Genomic DNA, 14422 nt, shown 5'->3' on the forward strand with positions numbered 1-14422 from the left:
CTCCTGTCCGCGCGGACCAGTGGGCATCCATAGTGGGGCATCGATGGAGATCCATTGGGGGGACTGGGGGGTTGCTCGATGGGAGTGCGGCTCATGGTGGTCGACGACCACCGACTGCTCGCCGAGGCGCTGGCCTCGGCGCTGAAGCTGCGGGGGCACCGGGTGCTCGCCGCCGCGGCGCCCGCCGCCGGCGCGGCGGAGCTGGTGATCACCCGTGCGCCGGAGGTGTGTCTGCTGGGGACGGCCACACCGGCCGAGCCGGGCATCTTCGACCCGGTGGTGCGGATCAAGCGGGAGCGTCCGCAGGTGGCGGTCCTGGTGCTGGGCCCGGTGCCCAGCCCCCGTGGCATCGCGGCGGCCTTCGCCGCGGGCGCCTCCGGCTACGTACGCCACGACGAGCGCATCGAGGGCGTCGAGCGGGCCATCATGAAGGCCCGGGCCGGTGAGGCGGCGGTCGCGCCCCAGCTGCTCCAGGGCGCGTTCAGTGAGCTGCTCAATCCCGCCACGCAGCCCGACGACGAGGGCCAGCGGCTGCTGCAGATGCTCACCCCGAGGGAGGTCGAGGTCCTGGTCCGGGTCGCCGAAGGCGAGGACACCCGGCTGATCGCGGCCGGCATGGGCATCGCCCCGTCCACCGCGCGCACCCATGTCCAGCGGGTCCTGATGAAACTGGGCGTCGGCTCCCGCCTGGAGGCGGCGGCCCTGGCCGCGCGCACGGGCCTGCTGGACCGGGCGGGACCCCTGCCGCAGCACGCGGCACCGACGGAGAGCGGGACGGGGCCGGAGGCGCTGTAGCCTCCGACCCCGTGCTCGTCAGGCGGTGGGCTTGTCCGGCAGGTCCTCGGGCGTGACCTCGGGGGCCGTCGGAGGGGTCGGGCGCAGCTTCAGCCAGACCAGGAAGAAGATGCCCAGCAGCAGCATCCCGATCCCGGTCCACAGGTTGATGTTGACGCCCTGGGCCTTGTCGATGGCGGACTGGTCGTCGGCGATGCCGGCGACGGTGACGATGACGCCGTAGACGACGAACAGGCCGCCGATGATGCGTCGCAGGTCGAAGATGCGGGCGGCGGTCGCCGACTTCTGCTGCAGTTCGGTGACCTCGCGCTGGACGTCCTGCTCGGTGTACCCGTGGCGCTCGGGGCGGTCGGAGGGGCTGGAAAACTCGGACATGGTCTCTCCATCCTCCCGCGGTCAGAACGAGAACGGGATGTAGCAGGCGGCCGCGATGACGATGGCGCCCCAGCCCAGCAGGGCGGGCCTGCGGTACCAGGCCTCGTCGCCGGGGGCGGGCGGCTCGGTCATGCCGGGGGAGGTGGTGCCGTAGACCAGGCCCTGGAGCTCCTCGGCGGGCTTGGGCTTGGTGAACAGGGACACGGCGACCATCACCACCGCGCCGGCGACGAAGCCGACGATCGCGGAGACGAAGTTGGCGCCCTGGTCGGTGGGGATGTCGATGATGCCCTGCTTGTAGATCACGAAGTAGTTCACCATCGCGGCCACGGTGCCCGCGAGCAGTCCCCAGAAGCCGGACTTCGTGGACGCGCGCTTCCAGAACATGCCGACGATGAAGACGACGAACATCGGCACGTTGAAGAAGGAGAACAGCGTCTGCAGGTAGCTCATGATGTTGGAGAACGACGAGGCCAGGAACGCCGTGCCGACGGAGGCGCAGACGCCGATCACCGTGATCAGGCGGCCGAAGCGGACGTAGTACCCGTCCTCGCGGCCCCGGACCACGTACCGGCCCCAGATGTCGTTGGTGAACACCGTGTTGAAGGAGGACACGTTGGCCGCCATGCCGGCCATGAAGGCGGCCAGCAGACCGGTCACCGCGATGCCGAGGACGCCGTTGGGCAGCAGCTGCGACATCAGGTAGGGGATGGCGTCGTTGTACTGGTAGCCGGACTTGGCGGTGCCGAAGCCGGGGATCAGCGCGGCGGCGACCAGGCCGGGGATCATCACGAGGAAGACGATGAAGATCTTCGGGTACGCGGCGATCAGCGGGGTGCGCTGGGCGGCGGAGAGGTTCTTCGCGGACAGGGCGCGCTGCACCTCGGCGAAGTTGGTGGTCCAGTAGCCGAAGGACAGCACGAAGCCGAGGCCGAGCACGATGGTCAGCCAGTTGGCGCCCAGCGGGTTGGAGCTGCCGATTCCGGTGCCGCCCCAGGCGGTGGTGAAGTTCGCGCCGTGGGTCGCGGTCAGCTTGTCGGTCAGGCCACCCCAGCCGCCGACCTTCTTCAGGCCCAGCACGACGATCGGGATGAGGGCCGCGAGGATCACGAAGAACTGCAGCACCTCGTTGTAGATGGCGGAGGAGAGACCGCCGAGGGTGATGTACGCCAGCACGAAGGCGCCCGCCACCACGATCGCCACCCACTGCGGCCAGCCCAGCAGCGCCTCCACGACGATCGCGAGCGCGTACAGGTTCACACCGGCGATCAGAATGGCGGCGAAGGCGAACAGGATCGAACTGAGCAGGTGTGCGCCCTTGTCGAAGCGCAGCAGCAGCATCTCGGGAACCGAGCGGACCTTGCTGCCGTAGTAGAAGGGCATCATCACCAGGCCGAGGAAGACCATGGCGGGAATGGCGCCGATCCAGTACCAGTGCACGGTGTACGCGCCGTACTGGGCGCTGTTGGCCGCCATGCCGAGGATCTCGGTGGCGGCGAGATTGGCGGAGATGAAGGCGAGGCCGGTGATCCAGGCGGGCAGGGAGCGACCGGAGAGGAAGAAGTCGAGGCTGGTTTTCACCGATCTGCGGGCGGCGAAGCCGATCCCGAGGACGACGGCGAAGTAGATGGCGAGGATCGTGTAGTCGAGCCCGTTCGTGGGGAGTCGGAGCTCGGCTGCCAGGTATGGGGGGATGCGCACCTGGTTATTCAACACTTTTGCTGATGTCCTTTGTTTGATTGTGACGTTGACGCAGGTGGTGCCTTGTGTTTCGATGTGTTTGGTTCTGTTTGAAGATTGAGTGGCTCGAATAGGGAGTCGCAGTGAAGAAGACCTCGACCCGCCTGGCCGACGGTCGCGAGTTGATCTACTACGACCTGCGCGACGACAACGTCCGCGACGCGGTGGACAAGCGACCGCTGGAGCGGACCCACACCACCTCCGAGATCCGCCGTGATCCGCTGCTGGGCGACAGCGTTGCCATCGCCTCGCACCGGCAGGGACGCACCTACCACCCCCCGGCCGACGAGTGCCCCCTGTGTCCGTCCAAGGACGGCAGGCTGAGCGAGATCCCGGACTCCTCGTACGACGTCGTGGTCTTCGAGAACCGTTTCCCCTCCCTGGCCGGCGACTCCGGGCGCTGCGAGGTCGTCTGCTTCACCTCCGACCACAACGCCTCCTTCGCGGACCTCACCGAGGAACAGGCCGCCCTGGTCCTGGAGGCGTGGACCGACCGCACCTCCGAGCTGTCGCATCTGCCCTCCGTGGAGCAGGTGTTCTGCTTCGAGAACCGGGGTGCGGAGATCGGTGTGACACTCGGACATCCGCACGGCCAGATCTACGCGTACCCCTTCACCACCCCTCGCACCGCACTGATGCTGGGCCAACTCGCCCAGCACAAGGAGGCGACCGGCGGGGAGAACCTCTTCGATCATGTTCTCGAGCGTGAACTCGCCGACGAGCGCGTCGTCCTCGAGGGTGACCACTGGGTGGCCTTCGTGCCGTACGCGGCGCACTGGCCCTACGAGGTCCACCTCTACCCGAAGCGCCGGGTGCCCGACCTGCTCGGACTCGACGAGGACGCGCGCACAGAGTTTCCCAAGGTGTATCTGGAACTCTTGAGGCGCTTCGACCGGATCTTCGATGGGCGGGACGGAGGGGAAGGAGGCGCGAGCGAGTCGCCGACGCCGTACATCGCGGCCTGGCACCAGGCGCCCTTCGGCGCCCTGGAGGAGTTCGAGGGCGTCAACCGGGACGACTTCGCGCTCCACCTCGAGCTTTTCACCATCCGCCGAACCTCCGGCAAGCTGAAGTTCCTCGCGGGTTCCGAGTCCGGCATGAGCGTGTTCATCAACGACATCCGGCCTGAGGCCGCGGCCGAGCGACTGCGAGAGGTAGCGAGTTGATGAAGTACCTGGTGACGGGTGGCGCGGGTTACGTCGGCAGTGTCGTGGCCCAGCACCTGCTGGAGGCCGGACACGAGGTCGTCGTCCTCGACAACCTGACGACCGGTTTCCGCGAGGGCGTCCCCGCCGGGGCCGCGTTCGTCGAGGGCGACATCCGTGACGCCGCGAAGTGGCTGGACTCCTCCTTCGACGCGGTCCTGCACTTCGCCGCCTCCTCCCAGGTCGGCGAGTCGGTCGTGAAGCCCGAGAAGTACTGGGACAACAACGTCGGCGGCACCATGGCGCTGCTCGGCGCGATGCGCGACGCGGGCGTGCGCAAGCTCGTCTTCTCCTCCACCGCGGCCACCTACGGCGAGCCCGAGCAGGTCCCGATCGTCGAGACCGCGCCCACCAGGCCGACCAACCCCTACGGCGCCACCAAGCTCGCCGTCGACCACATGATCACCGGCGAGGCGAACGCCCACGGCCTGGCCGCGGTCTCCCTGCGCTACTTCAACGTGGCCGGCGCCTACGGCACCTGCGGCGAGCGCCACGACCCCGAGTCCCATCTGATCCCGCTCGTGCTCCAGGTCGCGCAGGGCCGCCGCGAGGCCATCTCCGTCTACGGCGACGACTACCCGACGCCCGACGGCACCTGCGTGCGCGACTACATCCACGTCGCGGACCTCGCCGAGGCCCATCTGCTCGCCCTCGGGGCCGCCACCCCCGGCGAGCACCTGATCTGCAACCTCGGCAACGGCGAGGGCTTCTCGGTCCGCGAGGTGATCGAGACCGTCCGCCGGGTCACCGGGCACCCGATCCCCGAGGTCGTGGCCCCGCGCCGGGGCGGCGACCCGGCGGTCCTGGTGGCCTCGGCCGCCACGGCCCGCGAGAAGCTCGGCTGGAACCCGTCCCGAGCGGACCTCGCGGGCATCGTCGCGGACGCCTGGGAGTTCGCTCAGCACATCGCAAGGGAGCAGTAGTGGGTGCACAGCAGGTCCGGGAGGGCTTCGCCGCGCTGTACGGGGCCGAGCCGGAGGGTGTCTGGTCGGCGCCGGGACGCGTCAACCTCATCGGTGAGCACACCGACTACAACGACGGCTTCGTGATGCCCTTCGCGCTGCCGCACGTGGCGACGGCGGCCGTCTCCCGGCGCACGGACGGCGTCCTGCGCCTGCACTCCGAGGACGTCGAGGGCGGCGTCGCGGAGCTGAGCCTGGACGACCTGGCCCCCGAGTCGGACCGGGACTGGACGGCGTACCCGGCGGGCGTGGTCTGGGCCCTGCGCGAGGCCGGCCACGCCGTGACCGGCGCCGACGTCCACCTCGCCTCCACGGTCCCCTCGGGCGCCGGCCTGTCCTCGTCGGCGGCGCTGGAGGTCGTGATCGCGCTGGCCCTCAACGACCTGTACGAACTGGGTCTGCAGCGCTGGCAGCTGGCCCGGCTGTGCCAGCGCGCCGAGAACGTCTACGTCGGCGCCCCGACCGGCATCATGGACCAGACGGCGTCCGCGTGCTGCGAGGAGGGCCATGCCCTCTTCCTCGACACCCGGGACCTCTCCCAGCAGCAGATCCCCTTCGACCTGGCCGCCGAGGGCATGCGTCTGCTGGTGGTGGACACCCAGGTCAAGCACGCCCACAGCGAGGGCGAGTACGGCAAGCGCCGGGCCGGCTGCGAGCGGGGCGCGGCCCTGCTCGGCGTCGACGCCCTGCGCGACATCCCCTACACCGACCTCGACGAGGCCCTCGCGCGGCTCGGTGACGACGAGGAGGCGGTCCGCCTGGTCCGCCACGTCGTCACGGAGGACGAGCGGGTGGAGCAGACCGTGGCCCTGCTGCGCTCGGGCGAGACCCGCGCCATCGGCCCGGTCCTGGTCGCGGGGCACGCCTCCCTGCGCGACGACTTCCGCATCTCCTGCCCGGAGCTGGACCTGGTCGTCGACACCGCCCTGGCCACCGGCGCGCTCGGCGCCCGGATGACCGGCGGCGGCTTCGGCGGCTCGGCGATCGTCCTGGCGGAGGCCGCCGACGTGGACACGATCACCAAGGCGGTCGAGGAGGCGTTCGCCGCGGTCGGCTTCACCGCACCGCGGGTCTTCGAGGCGGTACCGGCGGCGGGCGCCCGCAGGGTCAGCTGAGCCGCTTCGTCAAGGTGTACTCCGTGATCCCCGGCGGATAGTCGGGGATCACGCACACCACGTCATACCCCTGCTTGCGGTAGAAGTCCGGCGCCTGGAAGTCCCACGTCTCCAGCCGGGCGGATCCGCACCCGCGTTCGTCCCGCGCCAGAGCCTCCGCCGTCGCGAGCAGTTGCGAACCCAGACCCGTGCCGCGGTGGCGTTCGTCCACCCACAGATAGGTCACGTGCAGCCACGTCGTCCACGTGTGGCCGACCAGGCCGCCCGCCAGATCACCCGTGTCGTCCAACGCCCAGACGTGGAGCGGAAGTTCGCGTTCACCTGGGGTTCCGCGCAGGGCGCGCAGCACGGGGGAGGCCGCCGTGTTGGTGTCTCGGAGCCGGATTCGGAGAAGATCGCGCCGAGCCTTGTCGACTTCTGTCTCAAGACGAAACATGCGGCTCACGATAAACGTGCCGGACAGCCAGTTCTGCAAATTACCTTCCCCTCCCGGCCCCCGGCCGTACCCTGATGAACAGCGCCGGTGGGGGCCGGTGCCGATCAGGGGGCGAGACAGTCGGGTTCGACGCCCGAAGTGGGGGTAACAGTTCCGCACGGCGGCGGCCGCGGCGCGCCATCGCGCTTCGGGCGTCGTACCCGCGCCCGTACCGTCTCCCGACAAAGGGGTCCCCTGCTCTTCAAGGAGCTTGGGGAAGGGGGTTTCGTGGTTCGCATCCGAGTCCTGGTCGTCGACGACCATCGCATCTTCGCCGAGTCGCTCGCCGCAGCCCTGGCGGCCGAGCCCGACGTCGACGTCTCCGCCGCCGGCAGCGGTCCCGCCGCGCTGCGCAGCCTGGAGCGCGCGGTCGCCGAGGGCCGCCGCTTCGACGTCCTGCTCGTCGACTCCGACCTGGGCGGCAACCTGCCCGGCGTACGGCCGGCCGTGCCCGTCCACGACAACGACGAGGACGGACTGGTCGACGGCATCTCGCTGGTCGCCGGGGTGCGCACCGCGCAGCCGGGCGTACGGATCGTCGTGCTCGCCGAGAAGGACGATCCGCGGCGCGCCGCGCTCGCCCTGCAGGCCGGGGCCTGCGGCTGGGTGGCCAAGGACTGTTCGCTGTCCAGACTGCTCAACGTCATCCGGGGCGTCCTGCGCGACGAGACGCATCTGCCGCCCGCCCTGCTCACCGGTGTCCTCAGGGAGCTGACGGCCGCCCGCAAGCACCGCACCGAGAGCGAGCGGCTGGTGGAGTCCCTCACCCCGAGGGAGCGCGAGGTGCTGCGCTGCATGGTCGCGGGCCTGGGCCGCAAGGCGGTCGCCGAGCGGCTGTTCCTCTCCCCGCACACCGTCCGCACCCATATGCAGAACGTCCTGGGCAAGCTCGGCGTGCACAGCACCCTGGCCGCCGTCGCCCTCGCCCGCCGGGCCGGCGTCGGGCCCGTGGACCTAGCCGGGGATGTTGTCGAACGGGGCGGTCAGCTGGCGTAGCAGTCCCGCGAGTTCACCGCGCTGGGCGCGGGAGAGCTCGGCGAGGATCGCCCGCTCCTGGTCGAGCAGTCCGGCGAGGGCCTGGTCCGCGCGGTCCTGGCCCTCGTCCGTGAGGCGGACCAGCACTCCGCGCCGGTCGCTGGGGTCGGGCAGCCGCTCCACCAGGCCCTTCTTCGCGAGCCGGTCGATGCGGTTGGTCATCGTGCCCGAGGTGACCAGGGTCTGGGTCAGTAGCTGGCCGGGGGAGAGCTGATAAGGGGCGCCCGCGCGCCGGAGCGCGGTCAGCACGTCGAACTCCCAGGGCTCCAGAGCGTGCTCGGCGAAGGCCAGCCGACGGGCCCGGTCCAGATGCCGGGCCAGTCTGCTCACCCGGCTGAGCACCTCGAGCGGTTCCACGTCGAGGTCCGGGCGCTCCCGACGCCACGCCGCGACCAGCCGATCGACCTCGTCCTCCATGGCGATCAGTGTAGTGGTTGTGTCGATGTGAAGTCTCTTGACGTGAAGTCTCTTGACATCAAGACAATCTGCCGGGGAAGGTGGATGCCATGAGCACTCCCGCCTGGGATCCGGCCCAGTACCTCCGTCACGCCGGCCACCGCGCCCGCCCCTTCGTCGATCTCCTCGCCCGCGTCCCCGACCTGCCGAGCGCCGCGCCCGCCGTCGCCGACCTGGGCTGCGGCCCCGGCAACGTCACCGTCCTGCTCGCCGACCGCTGGCCCACCGCGCACATCACCGGCTACGACAACTCGCCCGACATGCTCGACCGCGCCCTCACCGAGCACGAGGGGCCCACGCCCGGCGGGGGGCGCCTGGACTTCTCGTACGCCGACGTCCGCACCTGGGCGCCCCCGCAGCCGTACGACCTGATCGTCAGCAACGCCACCCTGCAGTGGGTCCCCGGGCACGTCGAGCGGTTCGGTGACTGGATCGCGGGGCTCCGGCCCGGCGGCACCTTCGCCTTCCAGGTCCCCGGCAACTTCTCCGCCCCCAGCCACCAGCTGATGCGCGAACTCGCCCACTCCGCCCGCTACAAGGACCGCCTCGCCGACGTCCTCCGCCACGACGACGCCGTCCTCGCCCCGCGGACCTACCTGGAGAAGCTGACGTCCCTCGGCTGTGAGGCCGACGTGTGGGAGACGACGTACGTCCATCTGCTCACCGGCGAGGACCCCGTCCTCGACTGGGTGAAGGGGACCGGGCTGCGGCCGGTGCTGACCGCCCTCGCCGACGCCCCGGCCACCCGGGACGCGTTCCTCGCCGAGTACCGGTCGGCCCTGCGCGAGGCGTATCCGGCGACCGCCCACGGCACGCCGTTCCCCTTCCGCCGCATCTTCGCCGTGGCCCGCAAGGAGGCCTGATGCTCGCCGCCGTCGACCATGTCCAGCTCGCCGCCCCGGCCGGCTGCGAGGATCTGCTGCGCGCCTACTACGTCGACGTCCTCGGTATGACCGAGATCCCCAAGCCGCCGGTGCTCGCGGCGCGGGGAGGATGCTGGTTCCGGGCGGGGGCCGTCCAGCTGCACCTCGGGATCGAAGCGGACTTCAGGCCGGCGAAGAAGGCGCATCCGGCGCTGCGGGTCACGGACATCGAGGCGTACGCCGCGCGGCTCGAGGCGGGCGGGGCGCGGGTGGTGTGGGACGGCGAGCTGCCGGGGCATCGGCGCTTCTACACCGAGGACCCGGTGGGCAACCGGCTGGAGTTCCTTCAGCCGGTGGAGGGTGTTTACACCGCCCGATGAGGGTTACCCGGTGTTGCGAGGAATGCAGTCTCTCGTCACTGGGAGTGATTTCAATGGCAGGCGAGCAGAAGGCCAAGGGCAAGACCGAGCAGGCCAAGGGCAAGGTCAAGGAGACGATCGGCCGGGCCGTCGGCAACGAGAGCATGGAGGCCGAGGGCCGTCTGGAGCAGTCCAAGGGCGACGCCCGCCAGGCCAAGGAGAAGGCCAAGGACGCCTTCAAGCACTGACACGCACTGACACGCACCCGATGGGAGCGCTCAGCTCTTGCGGTGTCCTATGAGCCGCGGCTTCTGCTCCAGCCCGTCCAGCCCGTGCCACGCCAGGTTCACCAGGTGGGCCGCGACCTCCGCCTTCTTCGGACGGCGTACGTCCAGCCACCACTGGCCGGTCAGCGCGACCATGCCGACCAGGGCCTGCGCGTACAGGGGGGCGAGCTTGGGGTCGAAGCCGCGGCTCTTGAACTCCCGGCCCAGGATGTCCTCGACCTGCGTGGCGATGTCCGAGATCAGGGACGCGAAGGTGCCGGTCGACTGGGGGATGGGGGAGTCACGGACCAGGATGCGGAAGCCGTCCGTGTACTCCTCGATGTAGTCGAGGAGCGCGAAGGCGGCCTGCTCGCACAGCTCCCGCGGATGACCGGCCGTCAGCGAACTGGTGACCATGTCCAGCAGCCGCCGCATCTCGCGGTCCACCACCACCGCGTACAGGCCCTCCTTGCCGCCGAAGTGCTCGTACACCACCGGCTTGGACACCCCGGCCTTCGCCGCGATCTCCTCCACCGAGGTGCCCTCGAAGCCCTTCGCGGCGAAGAGGGTGCGGCCGATCTCCAGCAGCTGCTGACGGCGCTCGGCGCCGGTCATCCGGGTGCGCCGCGCGCGCCGGGGTTTGTCGTTGCTCTCGGTGCTGCTGGAGTCGGTCGCCACGGCGTCAATCATGCCGCCTCGGCGGTCTCCTTCCGGCGCTCGGAGCCCTCTTCCCCGGTCTTCCGGCGCGAATCGATACGCGAGCGTGACGGCCAGCGCACGTCGTACGCCCAGCCGAACGCCTCGAACCAGCGGATGATCCGGGCCGAGGAGTCCACCTGCCAGCGCTCCACACCGTGCCGCGCCGAGGTCGGGTCCGCGTGGTGCAGGTTGTGCCAGGACTCACCGCAGGACAGCACGGCCAGCCACCACACGTTGCCGGAGCGGTCCCGCGACTTGAAGGGCCGCTTGCCGACCGCGTGGCAGATCGAGTTGATCGACCAGGTCACGTGGTGCAGCAGACCCACCCGGACGAGGGACCCCCAGAAGAAGCCGGTGAACGCGCCCCACCACGACATCGTGACCAGACCGCCGATCACGGCGGGCAGGGCCAGCGACAGGATCGTCCAGTAGATGAACTGCCGGGAGATCGCGCGGATCGCCGGATCCTTGATCAGATCGGGTGCGTACTTGTCCTGCGGTGTCTGCTCCTCGTCGAACATCCATCCGATGTGCGCCCACCACAGTCCCTTCATCAGGGCCGGGAGCGTCTCGCCGAAACGCCACGGAGAGTGCGGGTCGCCCTCCGCGTCCGAGAACTTGTGATGCTTGCGGTGGTCCGCCACCCACCGCACGATCGGGCCCTCGACGGCCATCGAGCCGGCGATCGCCAGCGCGATCCGCAGCGGCCGCTTGGCCTTGAACGAGCCATGGGTGAAGTAGCGGTGGAAACCGATCGTGATGCCGTGGCAGCCCAGGTAGTAGAAGAAGACCATCAGCCCGAGGTCGAGCCAGCTCACGCCCCACCCCCAGGCCAGCGGAACCGCGGCCACGAGCGCCAGGAACGGGACGACGATGAAGAGCAGCAGAGCGATCTGCTCGATCGAGTGTTTCTTCTCGCCACCCAGGGTGGCCGAGGCGAGTGGGGTGTCGTTCGCCTTCGGGGCGTCGTCGATCACATCGGAACTCGTGGTCATGGGCGTCCCCTGTGGGGTTCGAGGGTTGAGACAGACACCGGACGGCTACCGCAACCGTGCCCGGGTACCGTTACAACGGTCCCTACGGTTCCGTAACCTACGGCATCGTAAGTATGGCAGTGCGCTGTCCGGCGGCAAGAGCCCGACAGTCTGCGCGTCCGCATGGACACCTATCCTTGGAGTCGGTCGGACAGCGCGGTCCGCTCTGATTCCTTCCCGGATGCACGGGCCGTATGCGGCGCCCGCCGCGCGGCCCCTGCCGCCGGGTTCCCCTCCCGGACGAGCTTCAACACTGCAAGGAGCCGCACCTGTGAGCAGTGCCGACGACCTGAACCCGACGACCAGCAGCGAACTGCGTGCCGACATCCGCCGGCTGGGCGACCTCCTGGGCGAGACCCTCGTCCGCCAGGAGGGCCCCGAGCTGCTGGAACTCGTCGAGAAGGTACGCCGCCTCACCCGCGAGGACGGAGAGGCCGCCGCCGAGCTGCTGCGCGGCACGGAACTGGAGACCGCCGCCAAGCTCGTGCGCGCCTTCTCCACCTACTTCCACCTGGCCAACGTCACCGAACAGGTGCACCGCGGCCGCGAGCTGCGCGCCCGGCGCGCCGCCGAGGGCGGACTGCTCGCCCGCACCGCCGACCGGCTCAAGGACGCCGACCCCGAGCACCTGCGCCAGACCGTCGCCAACCTCAACGTCCGCCCGGTCTTCACCGCCCACCCGACCGAGGCCGCGCGCCGGTCGGTCCTCAACAAGCTCCGGCGCATCGCCGCGCTCCTGGAGACCCCGGTCATCGAGTCGGACCGCCGCCGCTACGACACCCGGCTGGCCGAGAACATCGACCTCGTCTGGCAGACGGACGAACTGCGCGTCGTCCGCCCCGAGCCCGCCGACGAGGCCCGCAACGCCATCTACTACCTCGACGAACTGCACGCCGGCGCCGTCGGCGACGTCCTGGAGGACCTCACCGCCGAACTGGAGCGCGTCGGCGTCAGGATCCCCGACGACACCCGCCCGCTGACCTTCGGCACCTGGATCGGCGGCGACCGCGACGGCAACCCCAACGTCACCCCCCAGGTCACCTGGGACGTCCTCATCCTCCAGCACGAGCACGGCATCAACGACGCCCTGGAGATGATCGACGAGCTCAGAGGGTTCCTCTCCAACTCCATCCGCTACACCGGCGCCACCGAGGAACTGCTGCAGTCCCTCCAGGCCGACCTCGACCGCCTTCCCGAGATCAGCCCCCGCTACAAGCGCCTCAACGCCGAGGAGCCCTACCGCCTCAAGGCCACCTGCATCCGGCAGAAGCTGGAGAACACCAAGCAGCGCCTCGCCAAGGGCACCCCGCACGAGGAGGGCCGCGACTATCTCGGCACCTCCCAGCTGCTCGCCGACCTCACCCTCATCCAGACCTCGCTGCGCGAACACCGCGGCGGCCTCTTCGCCGACGGCCGCATGGACCGTACGATCCGCACGCTGGCCGCGTTCGGCCTGCAACTGGCCACCATGGACGTCCGCGAGCACGCCGACGCCCACCACCACGCGCTCGGCCAGCTCTTCGACCGGCTCGGCGAGGAGTCCTGGCGCTACGCCGACATGCCCCGCGAGTACCGCGCCAAGCTGCTCGCCAAGGAACTGCGCTCCCGCCGCCCCCTCGCGCCCACCCCGGCGCCCGTCGACGCGGCCGGCGCCAAGACCCTCGGTGTGTTCGAGACCGTCAAGCGGGCCCTCGCCGTCTTCGGACCCGAGGTGATCGAGTCGTACATCATCTCCATGTGCCAGGGCGCCGACGACGTCTTCGCCGCCGCCGTCCTCGCCCGCGAGGCCGGCCTGATCGACCTGCACGCCGGCTGGGCGAAGATCGGCATCGTGCCGCTGCTGGAGACCACCGACGAACTCAAGGCCGCCGACACCATCCTGGAGGACATGCTCGCCGACCCGTCCTACCGGCGCCTGGTCGCGCTCAGGGGCGACGTCCAGGAGGTCATGCTCGGCTACTCCGACTCCTCCAAGTTCGGCGGCATCACCACCTCCCAGTGGGAGATCCACCGCGCGCAGCGCCGGCTGCGCGACGTCGCCCACCGCTACGGCGTACGGCTCAGGCTCTTCCACGGCCGCGGCGGCACCGTCGGCCGTGGCGGCGGCCCCTCGCACGACGCGATCCTCGCCCAGCCCTGGGGCACCCTCGAGGGCGAGATCAAGGTGACCGAGCAGGGCGAGGTCATCTCCGACAAGTACCTCATCCCGTCCCTGGCCAGGGAGAACCTGGAACTGACGGTCGCGGCCACCCTGCAGGCCTCCGCCCTGCACACCGCACCCCGCCAGTCCGGCGAGGCCCTCGCCCGCTGGGACGCCGCCATGGACGTCATCTCCGACGCCGCGCACGCCGCCTACCGCGCGCTCGTCGAGGACCCCGACCTGCCGACGTACTTCCTCGCGTCGACACCCGTGGACCAGCTCGCCGACCTGCACCTCGGCTCACGGCCCTCCCGCCGTCCCGGCTCCGGCGTCTCCCTCGACGGACTGCGCGCCATCCCCTGGGTCTTCGGCTGGACCCAGTCCCGGCAGATCGTCCCCGGCTGGTTCGGCGTCGGCTCCGGCCTGAAGGCGCTGCGCGAGGCCGGCCTCACCGCGACGTTGGGAGGAGAGGGCGTGCTCGACGAGATGCACGAACAGTGGCACTTCTTCCGCAACTTCATCTCCAACGTCGAGATGACGCTCGCCAAGACCGACCTGCGGATCGCCGCCCACTACGTCGACACCCTCGTCCCCGACGAGCTCAAGCACGTCTTCGACACCATCAAGGCCGAGCACGAACTCACCGTCCGCGAGGTCCTGCGCATCACCGGCGAGAGCGAACTCCTCGACGCCACCCCGGTGCTGAAGCAGACCTTCGCCATCCGCGACGCCTACCTGGACCCCATCTCCTACCTCCAGGTGACCCTGCTCAAGCGCCAGCGCGACGCGGCCGCCGCGGGCCAGGACCCCGACCCGCTGCTCTCCCGCGCCCTGCTCCTCACCGTCAACGGCGTGGCGGCCGGCCTGCGCAACACCGGCTGACGCTCCCACGGACATGACGGT

The 14422-nt window shown here is 70.1% G+C and carries 15 protein-coding genes; 9 read left to right on the forward strand and 6 right to left on the reverse strand.

Annotation, left to right across the window (positions count from 1 at the left end; all coding sequences use genetic code 11):
* Positions 1-78 precede the first annotated feature (78 nt).
* Positions 79-795 carry a response regulator transcription factor gene (locus tag ABZ453_RS16265; RefSeq protein WP_359015616.1) on the forward strand — a complete coding sequence of 239 codons (717 nt, stop codon included), beginning with the start codon at positions 79-81 and terminating at the stop codon, positions 793-795.
* A gap of 18 nt (positions 796-813) precedes the next feature.
* Here ABZ453_RS16265 and ABZ453_RS16270 read toward each other — a convergent pair whose 3' ends face one another.
* Both ABZ453_RS16270 and ABZ453_RS16275 read right to left on the reverse strand, forming a co-directional pair.
* A complete protein-coding gene (locus ABZ453_RS16270; RefSeq protein WP_359015617.1) occupies positions 814-1170 on the reverse strand; it encodes a hypothetical protein in 357 nt (118 codons plus the stop codon).
* A 21-nt stretch (positions 1171-1191) separates the two neighbouring features.
* Complete coding sequence (locus tag ABZ453_RS16275) at positions 1192-2871, reverse strand: sodium:solute symporter family protein (protein ID WP_359015618.1); 1680 nt, start codon at positions 2869-2871, stop codon at positions 1192-1194.
* 122 nt (positions 2872-2993) lie between these two features.
* On the opposite strand from ABZ453_RS16275, the gene galT reads away from it, so the two are divergent.
* Genes galT through galK form a run of 3 tightly spaced genes read left to right on the forward strand, consistent with a single transcriptional unit; the run spans position 2994 to position 6192 of the window.
* Positions 2994-4076 (forward strand): galactose-1-phosphate uridylyltransferase, encoded by a 1083-nt coding sequence (gene galT / locus ABZ453_RS16280; protein WP_359015619.1) that lies wholly within the window; start codon positions 2994-2996, stop codon positions 4074-4076.
* Positions 4076-5038, forward strand: coding sequence for a UDP-glucose 4-epimerase GalE (gene galE, locus ABZ453_RS16285; protein WP_359015620.1), 963 nt, complete (start codon positions 4076-4078; stop codon positions 5036-5038). The genes galT and galE overlap by 1 nt, the downstream gene beginning before the upstream one ends.
* On the forward strand, positions 5038-6192 hold the full coding sequence (gene galK, locus ABZ453_RS16290) for a galactokinase (protein WP_359015621.1): 1155 nt from the start codon (positions 5038-5040) through the stop codon (positions 6190-6192). The genes galE and galK overlap by 1 nt, the downstream gene beginning before the upstream one ends.
* Here the strand turns inward: galK and ABZ453_RS16295 are convergent.
* A complete protein-coding gene (locus tag ABZ453_RS16295) occupies positions 6185-6640 on the reverse strand; it encodes a GNAT family N-acetyltransferase (RefSeq protein WP_359015672.1) in 456 nt (151 codons plus the stop codon). The two genes, galK and ABZ453_RS16295, sit on opposite strands and share 8 nt — an antisense overlap.
* Before the next feature lie 255 nt (positions 6641-6895).
* Here ABZ453_RS16295 and ABZ453_RS16300 point away from each other — a divergent pair, with 255 nt between their 5' ends.
* Positions 6896-7663, forward strand: coding sequence for a response regulator transcription factor (locus tag ABZ453_RS16300; RefSeq protein WP_359015622.1), 768 nt, complete (start codon positions 6896-6898; stop codon positions 7661-7663).
* Here ABZ453_RS16300 and tamR read toward each other — a convergent pair.
* Positions 7622-8119 (reverse strand): MarR family transcriptional regulator TamR, encoded by a 498-nt coding sequence (tamR, locus tag ABZ453_RS16305; RefSeq protein WP_359015623.1) that lies wholly within the window; start codon positions 8117-8119, stop codon positions 7622-7624. The genes ABZ453_RS16300 and tamR overlap by 42 nt on opposite strands.
* Before the next feature lie 89 nt (positions 8120-8208).
* On the opposite strand from tamR, the gene ABZ453_RS16310 reads away from it, so the two are divergent.
* From ABZ453_RS16310 to ABZ453_RS16320, 3 genes are read left to right on the forward strand one after another with little or no spacing between them, the layout of a single operon-like run.
* Entirely contained in the window at positions 8209-9021 is an 813-nt protein-coding gene (locus ABZ453_RS16310; protein ID WP_359015624.1) for a trans-aconitate 2-methyltransferase, read from the forward strand.
* The gene (locus ABZ453_RS16315; protein WP_359015625.1) at positions 9021-9401 is read left to right on the forward strand and encodes a VOC family protein; all 381 of its coding nucleotides are present in this window, start codon (positions 9021-9023) and stop codon (positions 9399-9401) included. Before ABZ453_RS16310 ends, ABZ453_RS16315 begins: the two co-directional genes overlap by 1 nt.
* Before the next feature lie 53 nt (positions 9402-9454).
* Positions 9455-9628: a CsbD family protein gene (locus ABZ453_RS16320; RefSeq protein WP_133045894.1), complete on the forward strand. Its 174-nt coding sequence runs from the start codon at positions 9455-9457 to the stop codon at positions 9626-9628.
* 30 nt (positions 9629-9658) lie between these two features.
* On the opposite strand, the gene ABZ453_RS16325 is transcribed toward ABZ453_RS16320, so the two are convergent.
* The gene (locus ABZ453_RS16325) at positions 9659-10336 is read right to left on the reverse strand and encodes a TetR/AcrR family transcriptional regulator (protein ID WP_208781217.1); all 678 of its coding nucleotides are present in this window, start codon (positions 10334-10336) and stop codon (positions 9659-9661) included.
* A complete protein-coding gene (locus ABZ453_RS16330; RefSeq protein ID WP_359015626.1) occupies positions 10333-11340 on the reverse strand; it encodes a fatty acid desaturase in 1008 nt (335 codons plus the stop codon). Before ABZ453_RS16330 ends, ABZ453_RS16325 begins: the two co-directional genes overlap by 4 nt.
* A 310-nt stretch (positions 11341-11650) precedes the next feature.
* Between ABZ453_RS16330 and ppc the strand changes: the two genes are divergently transcribed.
* Positions 11651-14401, forward strand: a complete 2751-nt coding sequence (gene ppc / locus ABZ453_RS16335) for a phosphoenolpyruvate carboxylase (protein WP_359015627.1) — start codon at positions 11651-11653, stop codon at positions 14399-14401.
* Positions 14402-14422: the final 21 nt, after the last annotated feature.

Origin of the sequence: Streptomyces sp. NPDC005799 (genome assembly GCF_040630525.1) — a bacterium.
GTDB lineage: Bacteria > Actinomycetota > Actinomycetes > Streptomycetales > Streptomycetaceae > Streptomyces > Streptomyces griseorubiginosus_B.

Excerpts from the sequence above, each read along its gene's own strand:
- ABZ453_RS16265 (WP_359015616.1), top strand. The coding sequence starts at position 79 with ATGGGAGTGCGGCTCATGGTGGTCGACGACCACCGACTGCTCGCCGAG.
- ABZ453_RS16270 (WP_359015617.1), bottom strand. The coding sequence starts at position 1,170 with ATGTCCGAGTTTTCCAGCCCCTCCGACCGCCCCGAGCGCCACGGGTAC.
- galE (WP_359015620.1), top strand. The coding sequence starts at position 4,076 with ATGAAGTACCTGGTGACGGGTGGCGCGGGTTACGTCGGCAGTGTCGTG.
- tamR (WP_359015623.1), bottom strand. The coding sequence starts at position 8,119 with ATGGAGGACGAGGTCGATCGGCTGGTCGCGGCGTGGCGTCGGGAGCGC.
- ABZ453_RS16310 (WP_359015624.1), top strand. The coding sequence starts at position 8,209 with ATGAGCACTCCCGCCTGGGATCCGGCCCAGTACCTCCGTCACGCCGGC.
- ABZ453_RS16315 (WP_359015625.1), top strand. The coding sequence starts at position 9,021 with ATGCTCGCCGCCGTCGACCATGTCCAGCTCGCCGCCCCGGCCGGCTGC.
- ABZ453_RS16320 (WP_133045894.1), top strand. The coding sequence starts at position 9,455 with ATGGCAGGCGAGCAGAAGGCCAAGGGCAAGACCGAGCAGGCCAAGGGC.
- ABZ453_RS16325 (WP_208781217.1), bottom strand. The coding sequence starts at position 10,336 with ATGATTGACGCCGTGGCGACCGACTCCAGCAGCACCGAGAGCAACGAC.
- ABZ453_RS16330 (WP_359015626.1), bottom strand. The coding sequence starts at position 11,340 with ATGACCACGAGTTCCGATGTGATCGACGACGCCCCGAAGGCGAACGAC.